At 37.1% G+C, this 24,061-nt stretch carries 23 protein-coding genes and 2 pseudogenes; 14 read left to right on the top strand and 11 right to left on the bottom strand.

The window, feature by feature from the left end; all coding sequences use genetic code 11:
• Nucleotides 1-355: 355 nt before the first annotated feature.
• The 6 genes and pseudogenes from MHB48_RS05920 to MHB48_RS05895 form a co-directional block, all read right to left on the bottom strand.
• Entirely contained in the window at nucleotides 356-1,105 is a 750-nt protein-coding gene (locus MHB48_RS05920; protein ID WP_342600605.1) for an ABC transporter permease, read from the bottom strand.
• Nucleotides 1,106-1,867 (bottom strand): ATP-binding cassette domain-containing protein, encoded by a 762-nt coding sequence (locus MHB48_RS05915; RefSeq protein WP_342600604.1) that lies wholly within the window; start codon nucleotides 1,865-1,867, stop codon nucleotides 1,106-1,108.
• A 157-nt stretch (nucleotides 1,868-2,024) separates the two neighbouring features.
• A complete protein-coding gene (locus MHB48_RS05910) occupies nucleotides 2,025-2,378 on the bottom strand; it encodes a DUF1048 domain-containing protein (RefSeq protein ID WP_342600603.1) in 354 nt (117 codons plus the stop codon).
• A 71-nt stretch (nucleotides 2,379-2,449) separates the two neighbouring features.
• A pseudogene (locus tag MHB48_RS05905) lies at nucleotides 2,450-2,575 on the bottom strand (PadR family transcriptional regulator); the annotation flags it as partial.
• Nucleotides 2,576-2,697: 122 nt separating this feature from the next.
• Complete coding sequence (locus MHB48_RS05900) at nucleotides 2,698-3,051, bottom strand: DUF1048 domain-containing protein (RefSeq protein WP_342600602.1); 354 nt, start codon at nucleotides 3,049-3,051, stop codon at nucleotides 2,698-2,700.
• Nucleotides 3,052-3,122: 71 nt separating this feature from the next.
• Nucleotides 3,123-3,443: a PadR family transcriptional regulator gene (locus MHB48_RS05895; RefSeq protein WP_342600601.1), complete on the bottom strand. Its 321-nt coding sequence runs from the start codon at nucleotides 3,441-3,443 to the stop codon at nucleotides 3,123-3,125.
• A gap of 715 nt (nucleotides 3,444-4,158) precedes the next feature.
• Between MHB48_RS05895 and MHB48_RS05890 the strand changes: the two genes are divergently transcribed.
• A complete protein-coding gene (locus tag MHB48_RS05890; protein ID WP_342600600.1) occupies nucleotides 4,159-5,061 on the top strand; it encodes a DUF899 family protein in 903 nt (300 codons plus the stop codon).
• Nucleotides 5,062-5,234: 173 nt separating this feature from the next.
• On the opposite strand, the gene MHB48_RS05885 is transcribed toward MHB48_RS05890, so the two are convergent.
• Complete coding sequence (locus MHB48_RS05885) at nucleotides 5,235-6,122, bottom strand: LysR family transcriptional regulator (protein ID WP_342600599.1); 888 nt, start codon at nucleotides 6,120-6,122, stop codon at nucleotides 5,235-5,237.
• Between the two features lie 118 nt (nucleotides 6,123-6,240).
• Between MHB48_RS05885 and MHB48_RS05880 the strand changes: the two genes are divergently transcribed.
• From MHB48_RS05880 to MHB48_RS05855, 6 genes and pseudogenes are all read left to right on the top strand, one after another.
• Nucleotides 6,241-6,936: a CoA transferase subunit A gene (locus MHB48_RS05880; RefSeq protein ID WP_340918892.1), complete on the top strand. Its 696-nt coding sequence runs from the start codon at nucleotides 6,241-6,243 to the stop codon at nucleotides 6,934-6,936.
• Nucleotides 6,937-6,952: 16 nt separating this feature from the next.
• Nucleotides 6,953-7,606, top strand: coding sequence for a CoA transferase subunit B (locus MHB48_RS05875; RefSeq protein WP_342601305.1), 654 nt, complete (start codon nucleotides 6,953-6,955; stop codon nucleotides 7,604-7,606).
• Between the two features lie 58 nt (nucleotides 7,607-7,664).
• Nucleotides 7,665-7,820 (top strand): annotated as a pseudogene (locus MHB48_RS05870) (TIGR00366 family protein); the annotation flags it as partial.
• 355 nt (nucleotides 7,821-8,175) lie between these two features.
• Entirely contained in the window at nucleotides 8,176-8,940 is a 765-nt protein-coding gene (gene pgeF, locus MHB48_RS05865; RefSeq protein ID WP_342600598.1) for a peptidoglycan editing factor PgeF, read from the top strand.
• 1,380 nt (nucleotides 8,941-10,320) lie between these two features.
• A complete protein-coding gene (locus tag MHB48_RS05860; protein ID WP_342600597.1) occupies nucleotides 10,321-11,709 on the top strand; it encodes a TldD/PmbA family protein in 1,389 nt (462 codons plus the stop codon).
• Between the two features lie 3 nt (nucleotides 11,710-11,712).
• A complete protein-coding gene (locus MHB48_RS05855) occupies nucleotides 11,713-13,056 on the top strand; it encodes a TldD/PmbA family protein (protein WP_342600596.1) in 1,344 nt (447 codons plus the stop codon).
• A gap of 121 nt (nucleotides 13,057-13,177) precedes the next feature.
• On the opposite strand, the gene hprK is transcribed toward MHB48_RS05855, so the two are convergent.
• Nucleotides 13,178-14,092 (bottom strand): HPr(Ser) kinase/phosphatase, encoded by a 915-nt coding sequence (gene hprK, locus MHB48_RS05850; RefSeq protein ID WP_342600595.1) that lies wholly within the window; start codon nucleotides 14,090-14,092, stop codon nucleotides 13,178-13,180.
• A 431-nt stretch (nucleotides 14,093-14,523) separates the two neighbouring features.
• Between hprK and MHB48_RS05845 the strand changes: the two genes are divergently transcribed.
• Both MHB48_RS05845 and MHB48_RS05840 read left to right on the top strand, forming a co-directional pair.
• Nucleotides 14,524-15,243 (top strand): hypothetical protein, encoded by a 720-nt coding sequence (locus MHB48_RS05845; RefSeq protein WP_342600594.1) that lies wholly within the window; start codon nucleotides 14,524-14,526, stop codon nucleotides 15,241-15,243.
• A 44-nt stretch (nucleotides 15,244-15,287) separates the two neighbouring features.
• Nucleotides 15,288-16,523 carry a polysaccharide deacetylase family protein gene (locus MHB48_RS05840; RefSeq protein ID WP_342600593.1) on the top strand — a complete coding sequence of 412 codons (1,236 nt, stop codon included), beginning with the start codon at nucleotides 15,288-15,290 and terminating at the stop codon, nucleotides 16,521-16,523.
• 56 nt (nucleotides 16,524-16,579) lie between these two features.
• On the opposite strand, the gene MHB48_RS05835 is transcribed toward MHB48_RS05840, so the two are convergent.
• A complete protein-coding gene (locus MHB48_RS05835; protein WP_342600592.1) occupies nucleotides 16,580-17,464 on the bottom strand; it encodes a LysR family transcriptional regulator in 885 nt (294 codons plus the stop codon).
• A gap of 119 nt (nucleotides 17,465-17,583) precedes the next feature.
• Here MHB48_RS05835 and MHB48_RS05830 point away from each other — a divergent pair, with 119 nt between their 5' ends.
• Nucleotides 17,584-18,774, top strand: coding sequence for a coenzyme F420-0:L-glutamate ligase (locus MHB48_RS05830; RefSeq protein ID WP_342600591.1), 1,191 nt, complete (start codon nucleotides 17,584-17,586; stop codon nucleotides 18,772-18,774).
• A gap of 541 nt (nucleotides 18,775-19,315) precedes the next feature.
• Here MHB48_RS05830 and MHB48_RS05825 read toward each other — a convergent pair.
• A complete protein-coding gene (locus MHB48_RS05825) occupies nucleotides 19,316-19,903 on the bottom strand; it encodes an NAD(P)H-dependent oxidoreductase (RefSeq protein WP_342600590.1) in 588 nt (195 codons plus the stop codon).
• A gap of 120 nt (nucleotides 19,904-20,023) precedes the next feature.
• Here MHB48_RS05825 and MHB48_RS05820 point away from each other — a divergent pair, with 120 nt between their 5' ends.
• Nucleotides 20,024-20,458 carry a MarR family transcriptional regulator gene (locus MHB48_RS05820; protein WP_342600589.1) on the top strand — a complete coding sequence of 145 codons (435 nt, stop codon included), beginning with the start codon at nucleotides 20,024-20,026 and terminating at the stop codon, nucleotides 20,456-20,458.
• Between the two features lie 279 nt (nucleotides 20,459-20,737).
• Here the strand turns inward: MHB48_RS05820 and MHB48_RS05815 are convergent, their stop codons facing one another.
• Complete coding sequence (locus tag MHB48_RS05815) at nucleotides 20,738-21,295, bottom strand: hypothetical protein (protein ID WP_342600588.1); 558 nt, start codon at nucleotides 21,293-21,295, stop codon at nucleotides 20,738-20,740.
• Between the two features lie 65 nt (nucleotides 21,296-21,360).
• Here MHB48_RS05815 and MHB48_RS05810 point away from each other — a divergent pair, with 65 nt between their 5' ends.
• The 3 genes from MHB48_RS05810 (at nucleotide 21,361) to MHB48_RS05800 (ending at nucleotide 23,440) form a co-directional block, all read left to right on the top strand.
• Nucleotides 21,361-21,696 (top strand): hypothetical protein, encoded by a 336-nt coding sequence (locus tag MHB48_RS05810; protein ID WP_342600587.1) that lies wholly within the window; start codon nucleotides 21,361-21,363, stop codon nucleotides 21,694-21,696.
• A gap of 226 nt (nucleotides 21,697-21,922) precedes the next feature.
• Nucleotides 21,923-23,008, top strand: a complete 1,086-nt coding sequence (locus tag MHB48_RS05805) for a CotH kinase family protein (protein ID WP_342600586.1) — start codon at nucleotides 21,923-21,925, stop codon at nucleotides 23,006-23,008.
• Nucleotides 23,009-23,062: 54 nt separating this feature from the next.
• Nucleotides 23,063-23,440 (top strand): SET domain-containing protein, encoded by a 378-nt coding sequence (locus tag MHB48_RS05800; protein WP_340918849.1) that lies wholly within the window; start codon nucleotides 23,063-23,065, stop codon nucleotides 23,438-23,440.
• The last annotated feature ends 621 nt before the right edge of the window (nucleotides 23,441-24,061 follow it).

The raw sequence follows: 24,061 nt of genomic DNA, 5'->3' as shown, positions 1-24,061 counted from the left end.
AAAGGCTTTATTAATGTAACGGATGCTGATTTTCCTTATAAACGCCAAAAATAATCAAGGTTCTATTTATACCTTGTTCATTTTTGGCTTTTTATTTTTCTAAAAAAACCTCATTTACTTCTGATACGGTTCTCCGTATTACAGGTTGCCCCCCATTTCCTTATTTCATTTTTCATCACACTTTTCCTTTGGTGATAATCCCCTCTTGTCAATAGGGACAATTAACGGATAAAAAAAAACCCATTTTTATTAAAAATGGATTTTCTCTTTCAACTTAACGCAGCCTTCCATGTGATAGCAAATGCATTCATCGCAGTGGCTGACTATTGATATGGCTAATCCCATAATGGTGTACTTACCCTAACTGGCGTTTAAATACTTTAATGGCGAAGAAGTAAGCGATGACCATGATGCCGACGCACCAGGCAAGCGCGATCCAGATATCGTTGCCTACAGACCCTTCATACAAGAGGGCACGAATCGCATTCACGATTGAAGTCACGGGCTGGTTCTCAGCGAACGCACGGACAATTTTAGGCATGGTTTCGGTGGGGACAAAGGCCGAACTGATAAACGGCAGGAAAATCAGCGGGTACGAGTAGGCTGTCGCCCCTTCCATAGACCCCGCTGTCAATCCGGGAATGACCGCCAGCCATGTCAGCGCCAGCGTAAACAGCCCGAGTATCCCAGCAACCGCGAGCCAATCCAGGATATCAGCGCTGGAACGGAAGCCCATCAAGAGCGCGACGAGGATAACCACCACGATCGTAAGCGCATTGGAAACAAGCGAGGTCAACACGTGAGCCCACAATACCGATGAGCGCTTGATGGGCATGGTAATGAAACGCGCCATCAGCCCGCTCTTTACATCCGTAAACAGCCGCACGGAAGTGTAAGCGACGCCGGATGCGATAGCCATCAGCAAGATTCCCGGCAATAAATAATTGACGTAGTTGTCCGTGCCTGTCTCTATGGCGCCGCCAAATACGTAGACAAACAGTAGCAGCATCATAATCGGCGTAATCGCCACCGTGATAATCGTATCCGGGCTGCGTATGATGTTCCGCATTAAACGCCCTAGTAATACCCCTGTTTTGCTTTTCATTTACATCTCCTCCTTTTTGCCGATGATCGCGAGGAAAATTTCCTCCAATGTCGGCTGCTTCTCGATGTACTCCACTTTCGCTGGCGGGAACATCTCCTTGAGTTCGGTAAGAGTACCAGTCGTGATGATTTTTCCGCCATGCAGGATGGCGATACGGTCCGCCAGTTGTTCGGCTTCCTCCAAGTACTGGGTCGTCAGCAAGATGGTCGTGCCGCCGCCGGCAAGCTCCTTGACGGTATCCCAGACTTCAATCCGCGCTTCGGGGTCAAGCCCTGTCGTCGGTTCGTCGAGAAAAATAACTGCTGGCGTCCCGATCAGGCTCATGGCGATGTCAAGCCGGCGCTTCATCCCGCCGGAATATTTGTCTGCCCGGCGTTTGGCCGCATCGGTCAGGCTGAATCTTGCAAGCAGATTGTCGGCGACTTGAGCGGGATTGGAAACTCCCCACAACTTGGCGATCATCATCAGGTTTTCCCGCCCGGTGAGCATGCCGTCTAAAGCTGCGAACTGCCCTGTCAGGCTGATGCTCTGGCGAACACGATCCGGTTGACGCTGGACGTCAAAGCCGCAAATACCTACTTCGCCGCCATCAGCCTTCATCAGTGTCGAGAGGATGTTGACTATCGTCGTCTTGCCTGCTCCATTTGAGCCCAGCAGTGCGAAAATTTCGCCACGCCGCACCTCAAAATCCACCCCCTTTAAAACTTCCTTGTCTTTAAAGGATTTTTTTAACCCTTTTACAGAAATCGCTGCATTGCTCATACTTTTTTCCTCCTTATAATAAGCGCCTTGCGGAGCTAGATTGCCTATACTCTTCTATTTAGTCTGACTGATAATCTGTATGACTTATTACTGGGTGAAAATATAACTGAATAGCGAAGTTGGTAATTCATGTTTGTTACCAGCTATTCAGTCGGTATTATCTATTGAATTTATTTTTTCCCAATCGCTTCATGATACTCTGATTCAAATCTTCACGATACTTGGCGACATAGGTTTTAGCGTGTGCCACTAGTTCGTCGGCAAAGGACGCCACGTCGTCCCCAGTGATTTCCAGCACTTGTCGGCCTTCAGCCGCACCGACTTCGAACAACTCGATTAATTCATACTGCATGTGCAGCATATCCATCCCGCTGCCCGCTGAGAAATTCCACATGTAGTTTTGAATTTTCTTAAATACAAACCGGTAGTCCTCTGGTAGGGCTTCAACCCGTGCCATCATCATCTTGTATTCTTTTTTATCACCAATCATTTTTTTGAACATTTCCATCATGTTATTTTTCCTCCTTTTTTATTAAGCTGAACAAGATACTCCAAAAATATCGTACGGAGTTTCTTATGAAGCTAGATTGACTTTAAGACGTTGATTTTTGATGATACAAAATCCCATTTTTTCCAAAACAATTCAAGTTCCTGGCGGCCATCCTTATTAAGTGAGTAAAACTTGCGGGGCGGCCCCATATCTGACGGCTAGATTGCCTATACTCTTCTATTTAGTCTGACTGATAATCTGTACAACTTACTACCGGGTGAAAATATAACTGAATAGCGAAGGTGATAATTCATACTTGTAACCAGCTATTCAGTCGGTATTATCTATTGAATTTATTTTTTTCCAATCGCGTCATGATACTCTGATTCAAATCTTCACGATACTTGGCAATATAGGTTTTAGCGTTTGCCACTAGTTCGTCGGCAAAGGACGCCACGTCGTCCCCAGTGATTTCCAGCACTTGTCTGCCTTCCGCCGCACCGACTTCGAACAACTCGATTAATTCATACTGCATGTGCAGCATATCCATCCCGCTGCCCGCTGAGAAATTCCACATGTAGTTTTGAATTTTCTTAAATACAAACTGATAGTCCTCTGGCAGGGCTTCAACTCGTGCCATCATCATCTTGTATTCTTTTTTATCACCAATTATTTTTTTGAACATTTCCATCATGTTATTTTTCCTCCTTTTTTAATAGGCTAAACAAGACACTCCAAAAATATCGTACGGAATATCTTATGAAGCTAGATTGACTTTAAGACGTTGATTTTTGATGATACAAAATCCCATTTTTTCCAAAACAATTCAAGTTCCTGGCGGCCAGCCTCATTAAGTGAGTAAAACTTGCGGGGCGGCCCCATATCTGACGGTTTCTTTTCTATGTTCACCAGTTTTTTCTTTTCTAATCGCACGAGGATGGTGTAGACCGTCCCATCCACGACTTCAGTAAACCCAAGCTCGTTCAGGCGGCGGGTAATCTCGTAGCCATAGGTTTCATGGCGGCTGATGATTTCCAGCACGCAACCTTCCAGCGAACCCTTCAGCATTTCAGTTAAATTTTCCATGTTCAGAGCCTCCTCTATTTTGTCTGACTTGTATTCAGTATAACTTAGTACTGACGGAAATTTTTACTGAATAGCTTTTGGGAAACAGCTATTCAGTATTACTTATTACAAGTATATCGTAACACCGAGTAGCAGAGATGTCAACTATTTTCCTTGAAAATACTTTTGCAACTCCACTATTAAGTGGTGTCGATATCCAGTGTGACTTACTACAGGTAGACCGTAACACGTAGTAGATGGAATGTCAACTGGATTTTCTAAATATTTTTAAAACCAGCAACCCCCATTGGATACAGCTGATTTCAATTAAAATTCAAGATCAATCTTGAATGGCAGCATTCTTATCGCAACCGTCCTCGAATTGTTTTATTAAAATAGTCGGAAGTCATTCAGTGTGTTGGCCTCTTCTTCGTCAGTGATACCGATATACCGTTTTGTTGTCGATTGATCTGCATGGTTAAAGTCGTTAAAAAACGCTCTTTACTTTCGCATAATCTGCATGATTAGAAACGGATAATCGGATTGGTGCACGTTTAGCCTAATTTACCCGTGAGCAAATCTCAACTTAAATTGATTATAGATGTTAAAGCTTAAAAAGTACTAGTTTCTAATACAGTTTAAGAGGCTTAAGAATGAATAGATAATATGAAGTTGTGAAGGAAAAAGGTGCTGTGTTGTTGAATGAATAAAGTATTCGAAAAGGAGCTGAAATCATATGTCAACTTCCCATTTATTATCTCAAATTGAAGTGCTTCAAAATGAAATTCTTGAAAAGAAAAGACAACTAACTGAGCTAAAAATGTCAGTGCCTGAAATCCTTGTTCAAAACTACGAATTTACAACATCCTTTCATCAACAAACTACCTTAGGTGAGTTGTTTGGTAACAAGAATGAATTAATTGTTATTCATAATATGGGTAAAGGTTGTTCGTATTGCACGATGTGGGCGGATGGTTTTAATGGTGTGTTTCATCATTTAAACGCCAAAGCAGGTTTTGTTATTGCTTCACCAGACACACCAGAAGTGCAAGAGGACTTTGCTGCAAGTCGTAAATGGCAATTTCCTATGGTTTCCACTCAAGGTAGTACTTTTACGAAGGATATGGGCTTCCAAAATGGGAAGCATCACCTTCCTGGCGTGTCCACATTCCGTAAGGATAACGAGGGAAATATTTATCAAATTGCACAGTCACCTCTTGGGCCAGGCGATGATTTTTGTGTGACTTGGCCATTGTTCGATTTACTTCCATCCGGTTCAAATGATGTCGTTGCCAAACAGAAATTAAACAATCGCTCTCCCTTCCAATTAACAAATAATATTGCAGTAGGTGTTACGGATTATCCTAATGCGCTTGAATTTTATGAGCATGTTTTAGGAATGAAAAAAGTACAGATCTCGGAAAAGGGAACAAAGTTTTCCATGAGTGGCACCAACTTCTTCCTTGAAGAAAGCTCGGAAAACAATACATTCTTTGAATTTGCAGTAGAGGATTTTGAAACTGCTTTGGATGTCTTATTAAAACATGGGTGCGTCATTACAAAGGAATACGCAAAAAAGAGCGTGATGTTTGATGATCCATATGGATTGAAGTTTCATATGTTTGAAATAGAAAAATGAGCAATGACTCCCCCTTCGTCACTGGAGAGGGAGTCATTTTTTTATTTCACAATATGTTTCGGAGAATTTGCAGCGGAATCATGTGAAAAAATGATTAATGCGAAACTTTAAATAAACCAATTTGACAGCCTTTATAAAACCTTATCCTATGTAAACGAATTTAACTAATAACATCAAATGAATTTTCTGTCTTTCGTAAACATTTTCAGAAACTTTCTCAACGCAAAAGATTGATATGCGTCTTTTTTCGTAACAATGGCTAGTTGCCAAAGAAGAGATGGTTTTTGCAATGAAATGGTTTTGATTATTGGATTGTTTTGTTTTTCAAAAATTGATTTTGGTAATAAAGTAATCCCCAGATTGGAAGCAACCAATTCCAAAATCAAATCCCATTGTGAGCTCTTATATGAAATAGTAGGGGTAAATCCTGCTTCTTTACATGTATTTATAATAAAATCATGCAAAGCAAAGTCTTTCGTAAAAATAATAAATTGCTCGTCTTTTAGTTCCGATAGAGCTATAGATGTATGTTTAGCAAGCGGGTGATCTTGATTAATATACAGAACAAATTCGTCATTAATAAAAGGATAAACATTGAATACCAATTCATCAATTGGCAGAACAATTAATCCCAGGTCGATCTTACCCTCCTCCACAAGCTGTTCAATTAACTTTGCCCCAAGTTCCACGAGTTCTAGCTTCACATTAGGGTATTGGTCGTGGAAAGTACGAGCAATGTATGGAAAGAATAGGGTGCCGATAAGTGGTGGGATTCCTATTTTAATCTCGCCGGTATCGATTTCGATTAACTCATTTAGTAAATTCGGTAACTCATTTAGCAAATTAAGTGCCTGTTGCCCTTGTCTATATACAATTTTTCCAGCATCAGTCAATTCAAGATGGCGTGTTGAACGATCGAAAAGTTTCACATGTAATTCTTCTTCCAACTTTTTGACCGCCTTGCTCAATGAAGGTTGAGAGAGATACGAGTATTCTGTGGCCTTCGTAAAGCTACGGTGATTAGCTACTTCTATAAAAGACTTGATGTCACGCAGCTCCATTCCTATACCCCCCTCTTTTATTCTCTTTTGGAATAAATTCTATTCTATTTATGAATTTTACTTATATTCCGACTAGTTGTAAACTTTCTCTTATGAGGAAGAATTAGGAGGTAGTTATATGAGTAAGGTAATGAATTCAATTTTGGAAGCGGTTTCAGATATTCAAGACGGCTCATCACTTATTGTTGGTGGTTTTGGGCTTTGTGGTATACCAGAGATAACAATTCAAGCACTTCGCGAACAAGGTACGAAGAATCTTACTATCTATAGTAACAACTGCGGTGTCGATGATTGGGGTCTAGGGCTATTGTTAGCGAATAAACAAATTAAGAAGATGATCTCCTCTTATGTCGGTGAAAATAAAATTTTCGAACAGCAATATTTAAGTGGGGAACTAGAAGTAGAACTGACACCACAAGGCACGCTTGCCGAACGAATGAGAGCTGGTGGAGCTGGTATTCCAGGTTTTTATACCGCGACGGGTGTAGGTACATTAATTGCAGAAGGCAAAGAAACGAAAGAATTTAATGGAAAAACATATTTACTTGAAGAAGGTATTGTGGCCGATTTTGCATTAGTAAAAGCGTGGAAAGCAGATACACTAGGCAACCTCATATACCGGAAAACGTCTCGCAACTTTAATCCCCTTGCGGCAATGGCTGGGAAAATAACTATTGCAGAGGTAGAAGAAATTGTCGAACCAGGTGAACTGAATCCCGATGAAATACACACACCAGGTATTTATGTGCAGCGACTTTTAGTTGGAAAAGATTATCAAAAACGAATTGAACGCAGAACAGTTGTCAAGGCGTAAAAAGGAGCGAATTATGATGAGGAATACACGTTTATCAATAGTGAAACGAGCTGTACACGAAATAAAAGACGGTATGAATGTAAATTTAGGAATTGGGATTCCAACGCTTGTCGCCAATGAGATTCCGACTGATTTTAACGTTTTATTACAATCAGAAAACGGGTTACTTGGCATTGGTCCTTACCCATTAGAAGGTGAAGAGGATCCAGATTTAATTAATGCAGGTAAAGAAACAATTACAACAGTTCCTGGGTCTTCATTTTTTGACAGCGCCGAGTCATTTGCAATGATCCGTGGTGGACATATCGACCTTGCGATTCTTGGTGGTATGGAAGTATCTGAATATGGCGATCTAGCCAATTGGATGATTCCAGGGAAAATGGTCAAAGGAATGGGTGGAGCAATGGATCTCGTCAATGGCGCAAAACGGGTTGTTGTCGTGATGGAACATGTAAATAAAAACGGTGAATCAAAAATTAAAAAAGAATGTACGTTACCTCTTACAGGTAAAGGAGTTGTTCATCGACTAATTACAGATTTAGCAGTGTTTGACTTCACAGAAAACGGAATGGTACTTATTGAAACAACAGAAGGCGTGACAATAGATGAAGTGAAAGAGAAAACAGAAGCAAGTTTTACAGTTTTACCCGAACTTGTGGAAGTGAAATAACGCTTTTTCCCTAAAGTATAGTTGATTTCCGCTATAGGCGGACGCTTTCCGGGGGTTTGCTTGGGGAGATGCATGGACGAATATGATTCAACCGTTTTATGCACTGCCAGCTTTGGCAATTGCAGGGTTAAAAGCAAAAGATATTATGGGGTATGGATTGATCATAATGCTAATAACAGGGATATTTATTTCCGCAGTGTTTTATTTTATATAAGAAAGACTAAATTATTGAAGACCTCAACAATTATGTTGAGGTCTTTTTTCTTTAACTTTTGATTGCATACTAGAGCGAAATAATCTTAATAACTTGTTTAATTGGAAACTAAGAAAAAAGTAATAATTTAAAACTTAACTCTTTTCTCTTTAAGAAAAATATTCCAGTTTAACATAGCTATGCATGTTATCACCTTTCCTCGAGTCTTTGATACCCGTTTGCCTAAAGAAGAGAATATTATGAGATGATAATTTAATTTACTAATGACACTTAATAATTATAGTTTCGATAGACTATTGGTATACTGACCTATACATCAACAATAGATTCGTATATATTAAAGCAAGGTGATGATATGAAAACAACTATTTACTTAAATAATGAGAATTTTATAGCAGGGATGACCGTAAAAGATGAAGCCGAACTTGAAATCAACAATATGGCTCTCCACATCTGTGAAAACCCTGACAATGTAAGGAAAAATCGCAAAAAATTAGCTGCTACCTTGCATTGTGAGCTGGATAATTTCGTTTGTGCCAATCAAACACATAGCTCGAATTTCCAACGCGTAACGCTTGCTGACAAAGGGCGTGGCGCTGATCGTTTGGATACCGCAATTGCGGATACAGACGCCCTATATACGTATGAGCCAAATCTTTTATTATGTAGCTTTACCGCCGATTGTGTCCCGGTGATTTTTTACAATGAAGTGAATGGCCTCATTGGCGTTATACATTCCGGATGGCAAGGTACAGTCAAAGAAATTACCTTGAAACTTTTTGAACATCTAAAACAAGTGGAAAATTGTAACCCGAGTGATTTACGTGTCCAAATTGGTGCTGCGCTAAGTCAGGAAAAGTTTGAAGTAGATGAAGATGTGTATGTAAAATTTAAAAACCTTGGCTATGCGGATGATTTTATGTATTACAATAACCAAACCAACAAGTATCACATCGACAACCAGCAAACCGTGAAAAAGCAATGTGAGTTGGCAGGCATCTCGACTGAGCAAATTACCATTGATCCAACCTGTACGTATTTAAGCCCAGATGGGTTCTCCTATCGTCAAGACAAACAAAGCGGAAGACATCTTAGTTTTATTATGAAAAAAGGCGATTGATCGAAATAAATAAGTAACAATCGATTGGAATCATAGAGCCATAGCCTTATCACGAGAGTGATTTGATAGGTAAAGAACAACTTTGATGCGATATCGAATAAATGGATAAAAGAGCATCGTTCCATTAGAACGATGCCCTTTTATTATTTTTGCAAAACTGACATAACAACCACCGACAACTAGGTATCATATTTTGTAACAAGCTCTAAAACTATTCAGTAGATTGTATGAACATGATACCTTTCACTAATACCTCACGTCCGTAAAGGATGGATCCAATTCACCCCAATAGTCAGGACCTGTATATCCTTCGTATGACCATTGAATATGGTGACTCTCCGCTTATTAATAAGCAAATTACTGGGTAATTTTTGGTTAATCACGTGTGATTCCTGCAGGATTCCCACTATTGGGTTCTTTACTAAATGCACCATAATGATAAACCTTTACTAGCTTCATCGCTTTTTCCCCACGGTTTCTTACTTCTTTATAGGCATCGTAACTTTTTGTACTACCTTAAAAATTAACCAGAAAAAGAACGTATATAAGGCACTCTGAAGTATGCTAATAATTAGAGCAAACAAAAGTGACCCAAAATCTTCTAATTCATTAAAGTAATACAAATGAAATTTCCAATCATAAAAAAAATAATATATGGCAACCAGTGGTAGAACGAATGGGAATACAGCCCAGAAAAATTTAGTATATTCTTTTGGTAATATTAATCTCAATTCTTCACCTTCTTTTCGATAATTGGAGTTAGACGTAACCTCTCCCCTGCCATAACACTAGGCTCTGTTAATTAGTCTATTGTTTTTTAGAAGCATATATATTGTTTCGAAAATCCACGAGGCTCCTACGGAAAAACGGATTCCCAAGACCCAGACGAGCTTATAGAACAAATCCTAAATTCATTTATCCCTTCAAGCTCAATTAAGTTAATATTTTCCTATTTGAGTTAATTTTATAAATAGTACTTTGTCATTAAAATACAAACATTTATCACTTTGTTGATTGAAGCGGCAGGCGGCGACTCCAGCGGGATGAGTGAGACAGATAAGACATCACTAACGACGCGTGAGCTGTGGTGATGGCTTATCGCTCACCCCGCTGAAAGCGTCCGCCTATAGCGGAAATCAACTATACTTTATTACATGTAAAATATATATTCCTTTAGTTTCCTTTAGTATTGTTCGTGTTTTTTTTATGTAAATTAGGATTATGAAATTGATTCATTTATAATTATTCTCCACTTTTCATTTAAATCCTTTAAATAAAGAAAGATGTAAATTAAAAATACTAAAAATACTAAATTATCAATATAATAAGTGTGTTCTAACAATAAGTTGAGATATAATCCAAAGTAAGGGGGAAGAGAAAATGATCAAACAATCAATAATTGAAAACGTACTAGAAGCCGCTCTCTCAACAGGCGGCGATTTCTCAGAAGTGTTCATTGAAGATAAATATGTGAACACAATAGAATTGCAAAGTGGAAAAATAGAGAAAAGTATATCTGGTCGTGATTTTGGCATTGGTATTCGTATTTTTTCGGGTCTCCAAAGCATCTATACCTATACGACTGATTTTTCCGAAGAAGGTTTGCTAGTAGCAGCAAAACGCGCAGCACTTGCAATTAATAGTGGAGCACAAGGAATCATTCATCCACTTCAAAAAGAAACATTAAATCCTATACACCAAATTGTTCAAATGCCACAAAATGTCGAAAATGCTAGAAAAGTTGCCATCATGAGAAAGGCAAATGAGATTGCGAGAAATTATGATGAGCGTATACGGCAGGTCGCTCTCCGCTATTTTGACGAAGAACAAAATGTACTGATTGCAAATTCCGAAGGTAAATTCATCACAGACACACGTGTCCATAGTAGACTTTCCATTCAAGCGACCGCTTCCGATGGCGTCGAAATGCAAACAGGTTTCTACGGGCCAGGTGCACATGCAGGGTTTGAATTTATCGAAAAACTAGATCTCGAACATTATGCAGGTGAAGCGGCGCGTATTGCTGTAACAATGCTTGGTGCGGATGAATGTCCTAGTGGGAAGTTTCCAGTCATTATCGATAATGAATTCGGTGGTGTTATTTTCCATGAAGCATGTGGACACGGGTTGGAAGCGACTTCTATTGCTAAAAATAATTCTGTTTTCGCGAATCGGATTGGTGAAAAGGTCGCACCTGATATCGTGACCTATATCGATGATGGTACACTCCCGAACGAATGGGGCTCCCTTTCTATTGATGATGAAGGAGAGAAAACTCGTAAAAATATCTTGATTGAAAATGGAATTCTAAAAGGTTATCTCATTGATAAATTTAATGCTCGTCGCATGAATGCAGAAGCGACTGGATCTTCGCGTCGCCAGTCGTATCGTTTCAACCCTACCTCTCGTATGACCAATACGTATATCGCACCTGGCACTTCTACACCGGAAGAAATTATCGCTTCTACGGAAAACGGCATTTATGCAAAATACATGGGGGGAGGCTCCGTAAATCCAGCAACAGGCGATTACAACTTCGCAGTTATGGAGGCCTATCTCGTGAAAGATGGCAAGATTAAACGTCCGGTTCGAGGTGCAACACTTATCGGAAATGGCGCGAAAACATTGCAACTTGTAGACCGTGTCGGCAATAATCTCGCACACGGTGCTGGAATGTGCGGTTCGTTAAGTGGAAGCCTCCCAGTAAATGTAGGTCAGCCAATGATTCGTATTAGTGAAATAACCGTCGGTGGAACAAAGGGGGAATAAAAGATGAATATTACTGACTTCCAGGAAGAGTTACTAAACAAGGCGATGGATGCAGGGTTTAAAGAAGCTGAAGTCTATTACGAACGTACTGAATCATTCCAATGTATGATTTTTGAAGGGGAAATTGACAGCTACGAAACTTCTGAAGATGGAGGTCTTGGTTTACGAGGTCTGTATAACGGGAAAATGGGTTACGCCTATACAGAAAAAATGGATGAAGATTCCATATCATTTTTAATCGATCGAGCTAAAGCGAATGCAGACGTGCTTGACGAAGATGATGGGACCGATATTTTCGAAGGAAGCAGAGAATATGTGGGTTATGATTTTTACAGTGAAGAGCTTGCAAATGTACAAATCCCTGAAAAAATTGAACTAATTAAATCCATTGAAAAGAAAGTCCTTTCATATGATCCACGGATTGTCTCGCTCAACTATTGCGCACTGCAAAGTTTTTCTGGAGATCGTGTGATGGCAAACAGTAAAGGCCTTTCATTAAAAGAAAAAAAGAACGGCCTAATCATCTTCATTTCCGCAGTCGTGAAAGATGGAGAAGAAATGAAGACAGGTGGCACCTATAAAGTAACACGTAATTTTGGTTCTTTCGATGCGGATGAAATTGCAAAAGAAGTGGCAGAAGAAGCTCTTTCGAATCTTGGGGAGAAATCAATTCCAACAGGAAAATATCCAATTATTATGCGACATAATGCGGCAGCATCCCTTCTTGCTACGTTTACGCCCATCTTTTCAGCTGAAAATACACAAAAGGGTCTGTCCCTATTAAAAGGGAAGGTTGGAGAAAAAATTGCATCTGATTCCTTTACCCTGCTTGATGATCCATTTCATCCGGATGCAGTTGCGGGATCAAATTTTGATGGAGAAGGTGTAGCAACAAAAAAACAGACAATCATATCAAATGGTATATTAGAAACGCTTCTTCATAACAGAAAAACAGCAAAAATAGAAGGTATCCAAACAACAGCCCATGCACATAAATCTTCTTATAAAAGTACACTTTCCATTGCACCACTGAATATGTATATTGCACCAGGAGTAAGAACGAAGGAAGAATTGATTTCTTCTCTAACTGAAGGTGTCCTTATTTCGGACTTGGCTGGTCTTCATTCCGGTACGAGTACGGTTTCTGGAGATTTTTCCGTTGCAGCAACGGGCTTTTATATTAAAGATGGTAAAATTGCCTCCCCTGTAAAACAGATGACAATAGCAGGTAACTTCTTCGATTTTATGAAGGATATCGAAGAAATTGCATCAGATTTATACTTTAGCCCGGGTGGTTTTGGTGCACCATCTGTCCTTTTGAAAGAAATTTCCATTACGGTTGACTGAGAACTTCAAGGGGCATCCTCCAAAACAGAGGGTGTCTTTTTTCTTTCGTTTAAACAAAACCATCCCTATCACTACAAAAGGAATGTAGAGATAAGGATGGTTATTACTATTTTGGTTTGGACTATTCGAAGTCTTCCTCGAGTCGTTTCACAAATTCCTCTGCAGCACTATAACCTTGTTGTTTTAAATACCAATTATTAGCCGCTGCTTCTATTAAACCAGCAACATCACGACCTGGTTGTAGTTGAATTTGAATATGCGGAATTTGAACACCCATATATTCGGTAAATTTCGTTTGCAACTCCAAGTCGTTATTCAGGGTATTTTGCTCCCACTTGGTCAATTCGATATCAAGTGCTATTCGTGTTTCTTCCTGAAATGCTGCTCTTCCATAAAGACGTACGACATTCAATAATCCGATACTTCTTAACGCCAGAAATTCCTTGTTCTTTTCATTATGTGATCCAAGAAGGGTTTGTGGACTTAACTTCTTCAACACGATTACATCATCTGCCACTAGTCTATGGCCACGTCCTATCAATGTGTGGGCTGTTTCACTTTTTCCAACACCCGACTTGCCTCGTAATAGAATACCAATTCCGGAGACATTCACACATACACCGTGAATTGCAATTTCCGGTGCCATTGCTTTCACGACAAATGCGTCCAGTTTCGCACTTACCTCACTCGTCGAGTCATGTGTACGTAAAACTGGTATTTCCTTTCCCACACAGTAATGAATTAATCCCAGCGGTTCTTCTTGATCGGATGTAATGATAATGCACGGAGGATCGTATTGAACGATATTTCCAATGCGTAGTTTACATTCTTCATCTGTCAGTGTATGTAAATAATTTATTTCATTCTTCCCTAAAATTTGGACATGCTCAGTAGCAATGAAATCGAATTTATCCATAAACTCAAGACCTGGACGTCGTACTTTCGATTGTTTTAACAGCCGATGCAATTGATCGTGACCCGTTAACACTTCAAAGGAATATTTCCGAACAATATCTTCTACTGTTATTGTTTTCATACTTAAACCACTCACCTTCTAGATTACAACTTACAAGCAATAATGCTTTATATTCTATTAATATATACGCCTATATATTATGAAATTATTAGTAATGCTACCTTAATAGTCTATCCAGTGCAAGTAAAAAAGATAAATAATCAATGGATAAATGTTACCTGTTTTAATAAATAATTGCGCCAACCATAATAAATCCAATTATTCCAGAAAGACTATATATCTTTATAATAGATAATAAAATGACTTTTTTCGATAACATCTTACAATTTCTTCATATTATGTTGACAATATTTGAAGTAATCATACAATATAATTAGGACATTCGTAGTTTATCGGAGTATTACCAATTAATTTATTCTACTTACTATCCTAGTTTATTTTGTTAATTGGCTTCAATTAATGGAAAATATTAAATTACAGGAGATGAACTTATGACTAAGGATAATAAAAATAAGTCCATGGGTTGGTTTAAAGGCGTTCTTTCCAATCCTCAAATAGAAAATGAAACCAAAGAAGTTTCAATTGAACTAATTGAGGAGTTTAGTAATATGGAAGATTTTATTCCTCCAGCAAACTCAACAAAAATATATACACTATCAAAGGATAATCAGGATAAATTATCTTTGGATTTAATCGTTTCTTTAGAAAATGTACTAAATGATCGACAATTGATGCTATATAAAAACGAAGGACTCGAAGGCCAGTTACATACAGCAAATGAGACGATTAGCCGTTTAAAGCATGATTTATTAATGAAAGAACAGCTTGTTCAGGATAAGAATAAAGAAATTCGTACATTAGAAGGTAATCTTACAAATAAACAGATGGGTTATGACCAACTGCTAGAAGATTATAAAGAATATCAAAGTAATTCTAGTAACGATTTTGAAAAGATCTCCAGTCAGCTGGAGAAAGAAATTAATAAATACAATTTGCTAAGAGAAGAATCTTCTAATATTCAATATCAAAATATGTTAGCTATTAGAGAATTAGAAGAAAAAATTAGAAACCTAGAAGTAGAAAATCAAAAATCTTCAGAGCAATACATAAAAATTCTTGATGAAAAAGAGGAATTAATGAGAACAATTAATGATTTTACAGAGCGAATGTCTTTCTCTTTCACCTCTAAAACTAATATTAACAAAGAATAATCTAAAGTAGACTCTCCATTCACAAGTAGAGAGAGGAGACAACTATGTCAGTCTATTTAGTAAAAATACTTGAATTATTATCACTCGATATAGAAATTAATCAATCTGTTTTGAGAGTAAGATTATCAACTGAGCACGATGTGGAACTACTTTGGGAAATCGACCAATATACAGCGGAGCATCTAAAGGAATTAACTGTACTAGGTGAACAATACAAGTACAGATTATCTTTCCATAGTTCATGGGATTCCAATAAAAATCACTATATAAGCTTCTTAACGAAAACTTATAAAGATCAAAGTGAAAAAATTTATTTCCCTTGCTCCGAAGCTTACGTCAATGGATTAAAAGCTATTAAATACAACGAACACATTACTCAGATTAGTATTGTAACACCTTTATCTGAGACCCCTTCATCAATTGATTTATTGGAAACAGAAGTAGTAGCTCCTAAAAAGTTTAACAGGAAGTTTGCTTGGATATCTCTAGCACTAATGTGTGTACTGACAATCATTAGTATAGACAACAGTTTTTTACATAAGGTAGAAATAAAAGGAATTACAAATGTAAAGTCAGAAAGTATACGTAAAGAGAACATTATAAATGTAGAAGAGACAGAAACTATAAAATCAAGTAGTGTTGAGAAAACCAAGCCTTCTAATAAATCAACTACTTCAGTAAATGAATCTGCAATTCCAATAGAAGAATTAAACGAGGTAATTAACTTTAATATCCAGGAAGGTAATGTAGCACTTACATTCGATGACGGGCCGTCCAAATTCACAAAAGAAATCACGGATATATTAAAGACATATGAAGTCGGTGGCACATTCTTTTTTATCGGAAATAATGTAGAAAAGCATCCTGATTCCGTTCAGTATGTACAAGCTAATGGTTACTCAATTGGCAACCATTCAATGAGCCACCCTAATTTTGCAAAATTACCTTCCGTTAAACAAGAGTACGAAATCTTACATACAAATCGCTTAATTGAAGAATTAATTCAGGAGAAAATTACTCTCTTTAGACCTCCTTATGGTATCAAAAATGAAACAACAATAGATTTAATGAATTTAACAAATAGTAAGATGGTTCTTTGGAATTCGGATACCGAAGATTGGAAAAGTAATAATGCGAATGAAATTTTTAAGAAAGTTGTTAATACTAAAGCATCTGGATCTATTATCTTACTACATGAATCACAAGCTGTAATAGACGCATTACCAAGAATTATTGAATATTTGCAAGGACAAGATTTGAATATTGTGAGTTTAAACTAAGATAAACAATATATTTAAGCCTGATAATTACTAAATATTATCGGGCTTATTTTAACTTACCTTTCTTCTATTATCTCCACAAACTTTGTGGAAGCTGGTGATAGAGGTACACTTTTTAAATAACATACTCCTATGCTTCGCTTCGGTATATTTTCCATTAGATTTACTTCGTATAGTAAGCCTTTATTTATATAGTCCTGTGAAAATTCTTTTGTCACACAGGCTATTCCTAAATTTATTTTAGCAAATTCTAATAATAAATCATGTGAGCCAAGTTCAAATTCTGGTGAAATCGCAATGCCTTTGGTACGGATATAATTTTCTACATACTTTCTGGAATTTGATTTTCGTTCTAGTAATATTAAAGGCAATTCCACTAACTCCTCTAGGCTTGTTGGTTTAGATAACCTATTCATATATTTCTCCCCACAAACAAAAATGTCCTGGATATCAATACACGGTCTTACCACTAAAGTAGGATCTTCAATCGGAAAGTTACAAATGGCAATATCGACTCCTCCCGATTTTAAAATGGAACAAATTTCTAATGTTGTACCATTAACAATGTTAAATTTAATGTTGGGATATTCATTGTGAAAGGCTTCTAAATACGGAAGTAAAAAATACCTTGAAATCGTATCACCTACACCTATCTTTAGTTTCCCCGTAGTTAAATTCTTATGCTCTAATATTTTTTCTTCTCCAGCGAGAATAAGGTTAAGCGCAGAATTGGCATATTCAAAGAGTAGAGTTCCTTCATTTGTTAATGTTACCCCTCTCGATGTTCTATTAAATAGACGTATTTCTAATTCTCTTTCTAATTGCATGATTGCTTGACTAACAGCTGGTTGTGTCATGAATAGATCCTTTGCCGCCTTTGAAAAGCTTTTGCTATTCGCTACCTTACAAAATACTTTATATAAGTCTAATTTGCTTATCATATAATTTCTCCTTATACCTGATATTACATATATTAATTTCACTTATACCATTAAATTGAGGTATAGTACAAGAGGAAACATTACATATATAACTATTATTGCTATAAGGAGCGATTATTTTGGAAAGAGTAGTTGGAACAGTTGTTAGAGGTCTTCGATGCCCAATCATCAATCAAGGCGATAATATTGAGGAAATTGTTGTAGATAGCGTACTAAAAGCTTCTGAAACAGAAGGTTTTAACATTAACGATAAAGACATTATTACCGTTACAGAATCAATCGTTGCACGCGCTCAAGGGAACTATGCTACGATCGATCATATTGCTAAAGATGTTAGCTCAAAATTTGGAGATGATACAGTAGGAGTAATATTCCCTATCTTGAGTCGTAATCGTTTTGCAATCTGTCTACGAGGTATTGCGAAAGGATCTAAAAAAATTGTATTAATGCTTAGCTACCCATCTGATGAAGTTGGAAATCACTTAGTAGATTTAGATATGCTTGATGAAAAAGGTGTTAATCCTTGGACTGACGTTTTAACAGAAAAACAATTCCGTGACCATTTTGGATACAATAAGCATCCTTTTACCGGTGTTGATTATATTGATTATTATAAGTCTTTAATTGAAGAGTATGGTGTGGAATGTGAAGTTATCTTCTCTAATAATCCAAAGACCATTTTAGAATATACAAAAAATGTTCTTACTTGTGATATTCATACAAGATTTAGAACAAAGAAAATATTAAGAGCAAACGGCGGAGAAAAAATCTTTAGCCTGGATAACATATTATCAGAGTCTATTGATGGCAGTGGATGTAATGAAGCATATGGTTTGTTAGGTTCAAATAAATCAACAGAGGATTCTGTTAAGCTATTCCCACGTAATTGCCAGCCTATAGTTGATAACATTCAACAAAAGATGAAAGAAAAGACAGGCAAAGATGTGGAAGTTATGATATACGGAGATGGAGCATTCAAAGATCCAGTAGGTAAGATATGGGAACTTGCCGATCCAGTAGTATCTCCTGCTTACACAGCTGGCCTTGATGGAACACCTAACGAAATTAAACTAAAATATCTTGCGGATAATAATTTTGCTGATTTAAGAGGAGAAGAGCTTCAACAAGCTATCTCTCAATATATTACAAATAAAGGCTCAAATCTTGTAGGCGCGATGGAAGCACAAGGAACTACCCCTAGAAGACTTACTGATCTTATCGGTTCTCTATCCGATTTAACATCAGGAAGCGGCGATAAAGGAACACCTATTGTCTTCATCCAAGGTTATTTTGATAACTATACAAAGTAATGCAAAAAGACGTTCACTTATAGACAGTGAACGTCTTTTCTATTAAATTTTTAATTTCTTGATTTCATTTCATAAATGATTGAAGCGGCTGGCGGCGACTCCAGCGGGATGTGTGAGAGGGCACTGAAAAAGTGGTATTCTAATAAAATTCGTAATAAATATCCGCTAATTGGATTTAGCACGGCTCTGTTCGCTTTCCGTGGGCGAGCGCCGAGCCTCCTCCTACGCTACGCTTCGTGCGGGGTCTCGGCTGTCTCGCTTTCCCACAGGAGTCTCACGCCGCCGTGCTAAATCCTATAGTACACAGTATCGTCACATCAAATATTTATCATAAAAAATTCTGTAATAGAGTTTTTCAGTGCCCTCATGTGTGAGACAGATAAGCCATCACCACGCGTGAGCAGTGGTGATGGCTTATCGCCCCCCTGCGGAAAGCGCCGCCTATAGCGGAAATCACCTATACTTTATTCCGTGTAAAATATATATTTCTTTAGTATTGTTCGTGTTTTTTGTGTAAATTAGAATGATGAAATTGATTCTCTTAGCAGTTTATTTCTTTAAAATATCGATAAACTTTGTCTAGTTTTTTTGTTTGTTTCCCTTTGGAGTTTTCCATATTACCAAATTCAAAAAACTTCACTTTCTTAATTCCTACAAAACTAAATAAAGCTCTTTTCATTAAAACTTTATGCGCATTATTTAACCAGAAAAACAGATAATTGGTTGGTCCCTTCATGGTAGAAATACACACAACTGACTTCCCTTTTAATAGACCATCTGGCAATAACCCTTTCTTATCCTTGTAGGCAAAATTTGCTGCAAATAATTGATCAATGTATCCCAATAGCATGGCGGGAGGTCTTCCCCACCAAATTGGATAAACAAATATTATTTTATCAGCCCAAGTAATTTGCTTTCTATACTTTTCTAGTTTTGGTTCTCGATACATGTCACGCCTTCGTTTATGCTCATTAAATACTAAAATCGGGTTAAAGTCCTCTTCATATAAATCTACAACCTGTAACTCCTTTATATGAGGGTTTTCATTACTTCCCTCAATTACTTTTTGTAAAAATGCATAATTTAAACTTTTATGATTTGGATAAGTGTAAATGACTAACGTATTCATCCTGCACCCCTTTTACTTATCAAATGATAAGTAAATAATAGCACTATATGCTTTTAGTTGTCAATTGATAATTGTTTTATGATAACTTTTTTGATATGTTATTCGTACGAGGTGATGATTATGGACAAAAATGCTCTTTTTAACAAATGTATTACATTTTTAACTTCTGTTCATCAGGTGACACACGAATTAACACAAAGCGCTAAATCAGATTCAATCACACCTGTTCAATATAAAATTCTTGAATATATAACTGTTAGCCAACCTGTTACTCCTAGTGAAATTAGTGATTGTCAACACATATCTATGCCAAATACAAGTCGTGAGTTAAAAAAATTAATTGAGAAAAATTTAATTGAAAAATTAACTGATACCGAAGATCGAAGAAAACAATTTGTTTGTCTTTCCAAAGAAGGAGAAATCATGATGAACGAAGCCTTTGCATCCATAGAATTACGTTTTCTAAATCGAATCCAAAATGCTTCAAAAGAAGATTTACAAGAAATTGATCGCGCTCTAGATATACTTCAGTCTAAACTATTTAATGCACAATGAATCAGTTGAAAATGCATATGTATAAACAAAACGGCTACCGATATCCTGGTAGCCGTTTTTCCTTCTTATTTCAACATGCATTTTTCCATTAATTACTTGAGGATGAATATGGACGCTGCAGAGTGGACACTTGAAAGACCCCCCATTACCTTACATAATTTCAAAGAGTCTAGGGAATTAAAAATTCAGCAACCTATCCCATTAAACTTTCTGCCTTTCAATCTAGACCATATTAGAGCTTTTTACTTATTATAAAAAATTCAAGCTTTAGTTTCTTGCTTAATAAGGCAATTGTCCACACCATAATAAATCCTTTGCGTAATATAAACCTAAATCTGTTATTAAGGAGGTGCCTGTTATGAAAGAAATGGAAGGAAGTTCATCCTCTAGTAGCTCGTCTACTGGAAGCACATCTACAAACAGTACATCTACTAGAAGCTCGTCTTCTAGTACCTCATCTACAGGAAGTACATCTTCTAGAAGTTCGTCTTCTAGTAGGTCGAAAGGAAAAAAAGGTAAAAAAGGTAAAAGAGGTAGTTCATCTTCTGGAAGTACATCTACTGGATCAACTTCTACAGGAACTACATCTACTGGATCAACGTCTACCGGATGTACATCTACTGGATCAACATCTACTGGTAGTTCGTCTACAAGCAGTAAATCTACTAGAAGCTCGTCTTCTAAGAGCTCATCTACTGGAAGCTCATCTTCTAGTAGCTCGAATGGAAAAAAAGGTAAAAAAGGTAATTCATCTTCTGGTAGCTCATCTACTGGATCAAAGTCTACCGGAAGTACATCTACTGGATCAACATCTACTGGTAGTTCGTCTACAAGCAATACATCTACTAGAAGCTCATCTTCTAAGAGCTCATCTACTGGAAGCTCATCTTCTAGTAGCTCGAATGGAAAAAAAGGTAAAAAAGGTAATTCATCTTCTGGTAGCTCATCTACTGGATCAAAGTCTACCGGAAGTACATCTTCTAGAAGCTCGTCTTCTAGGAGCTCATCTACTGGAAGCTCGTCTACTGGATCAACGTCTACCGGAAGTACATCTACTAGAAGCTCGTCTTCTAAGAGCTCATCTTCTAGTAGCTCGAATGGAAAAAAAGGTAAAAAAGGTAATTCATCTTCTGGTAGCTCATCTACTGGATCAAAGTCTACCGGAAGTACATCTACTAGGAGCTCGTCTACTGGTAGTTCGTCTACCTAAAATAAGTCTACTAGAAACAAGCGTGTAAAAGAAATGATAAATTCGAGAGCTTTCCTTTAACTAATACTCGATTGGTTAAAGGAGGCTTTTAAAGCTTAATAGATTTGTTATTTGCATACTGATACTTAATCCCTTAACTGGCTACTAACATAGCCGTTGTTCAATAGCCATGTACTAAGGCTATGTTAGTTGTCAGCTATAGTTCTAATATATAAATATATAAACCTATAAAATAATATCAAGGTGGTGAATATATGTCATATCAAATTCCATCTTATTTCTTAATGATCGAGGAAGAAGACCTAAATCATTTAAGAAAGAATTTAAATAGTGATGAATCTGTTCCAAGCAAATTAAAAGTAGAAGACATTATCCAGGATATTCAAATTGCCTATCGTGGTGCTTATACACGAAAGTTTCGAAAAAGATCCTATGTGATTGATTTTGATGATCCTGAAAAGTTATTTGGAGTTCGTAAGATTCATCTCAATGCGGAGTATAGAGACCCCTCACTTATTCGTAACAAACTTTCTCTTGACTTCTTTCAAGATCTCGGTGTTCTATCACCCGATAGTCAACATATAAATTTTTTCCGAAACGATACTTTCAAAGGTGTATATTTACAATTAGAGTCTGTAGATGATTTGTTTTTGGAAAAAAGGGGGCTTCCTGTTGGTCCCATTTATTATGCCACCAACAATGATGCAAACTTTTCTTTTACGAGATACGAGAAGCCAAAAGAATCGTTAATGGACGGCTATTTCCAAGCATCTGGAGAACCATCCGACGATACCTTTCTTCATGAATTGATTACTACCATTAATACTACCGCTCAATCTAATTTCTTTGATGAAATCTCCCAACTTCTTAATATGGAGAAATATTTGCTTTGGTTAGTTGGCGCAGTTTGTACAATGAATAATGATGGGTTTACTCACAACTATGCCCTGTATCGCAATAGTGATACTGGCTTATTCGAAAAGCTTCCTTGGGATTATGATGCAACTTGGGGAAGAAAAGTTAGTGGTGGTATCATGGAGCATACTTACGTCCCTATTGAAGGAAAAAAAGGAAATCACCTTTTAAATCTTCTCTTTCAAATTCCAGAATTCCGAAAGCGTTACAAAGAAATGTTGGAAGAAATCCTGGAAACCAAATTTACTGTAAAATATTTAGAGGATAAAGTATTTTCCCTACATCAAATAGTACGTCCTCACATTCTTCTCGATCCCTACAAAAAAAAGAAGATTGATATTTTTGATGATGAACCAGAATTAATCTTTCAATTCATTCGAAATCGCAATGAATATATAAAAGAGCAATTAAGGAATTTTGACTAAATAATAGCTTGTTAATAGCCTTGGCTACTTAAATAGCGGAAAGGAGTTTATGCTTTGGGTCCCATATGTATTAAAGAAACTGGTAAGTATGGTAGAGGGTTATTTGCTACACGAGATATTAAAAAGGATGAACTGATTGAGGTGTCACCTGTAATAATATCACCTAAAAAAGAATGGAAGTATTTGAAAAAGACTATACTTTTTAATTACTGCTTTTATTGGGGGAAACGTAACGATACAGCCATCGCACTTGGATATGGAGCCCTATTTAATCATTCCTACTCTCCTAATGTAAATTTTGATAATAATAAAGATAATTTATCAATCGACTTTTATGCAATTGAAGATATATTGGCAGGTGAAGAATTAACAATAAATTATAATGGTGACCCCAAAGATAGGTCAGAATTATGGTTTAAAGTAATGGAGTAACTGACAGCAATGAAAACTAATTGTTTCCAAGATAAAAATAACGTATTACCATAATTCAAACAAGCATGAACTTCCATAGTATAGCCCTCTCCTATTATCCACGAATAAAAAAATAGGAAGAACGTACCGAGAGTGTCCTACGGGTTCTTCCTCTATCAATCTAACAATTACTTTTACTCTCTATTAGTTGAGTTAATTACATAAATAGTACTTTGTCATTAAAATACGAACATTTATTGCTTGTTGATTGTAGCGCCAGGCGGCGACTCCAGTGGGATGAGTGAGACAGATAAGACATCACAAACGACGCGTGAGCGGCGATGATGGCTTATCGCTCACCCCGCGGAAAGCGTCCGCCTATAGCGGAAATCAACTATACTTTATTCCGTGTAAAATATATATTTTCTTTAGTTTCCTTTAGTATTGTTTGTGTTTTTTTAAGTAAATTGGAATTATGAAATTGATTCAGTTTACCCATAGATAGGCCTTTCACTCTCAAACAAATGAAAGGCAACATTTATCTGTGAAACTATATCTTCTAGGATATGCTTTACATTTTCCAAGTAATTTTGTACATATTCAGAATGGTATCTAGCACTTTTTGTACAAAGAGAATTGCAA

It is taken from the genome of Psychrobacillus sp. FSL H8-0483 (assembly GCF_038637725.1).
In the GTDB taxonomy this organism is placed as follows: Bacteria; Bacillota; Bacilli; order Bacillales_A; family Planococcaceae; genus Psychrobacillus.
This window is presented reverse-complemented; position numbering and strand designations above follow the sequence as displayed.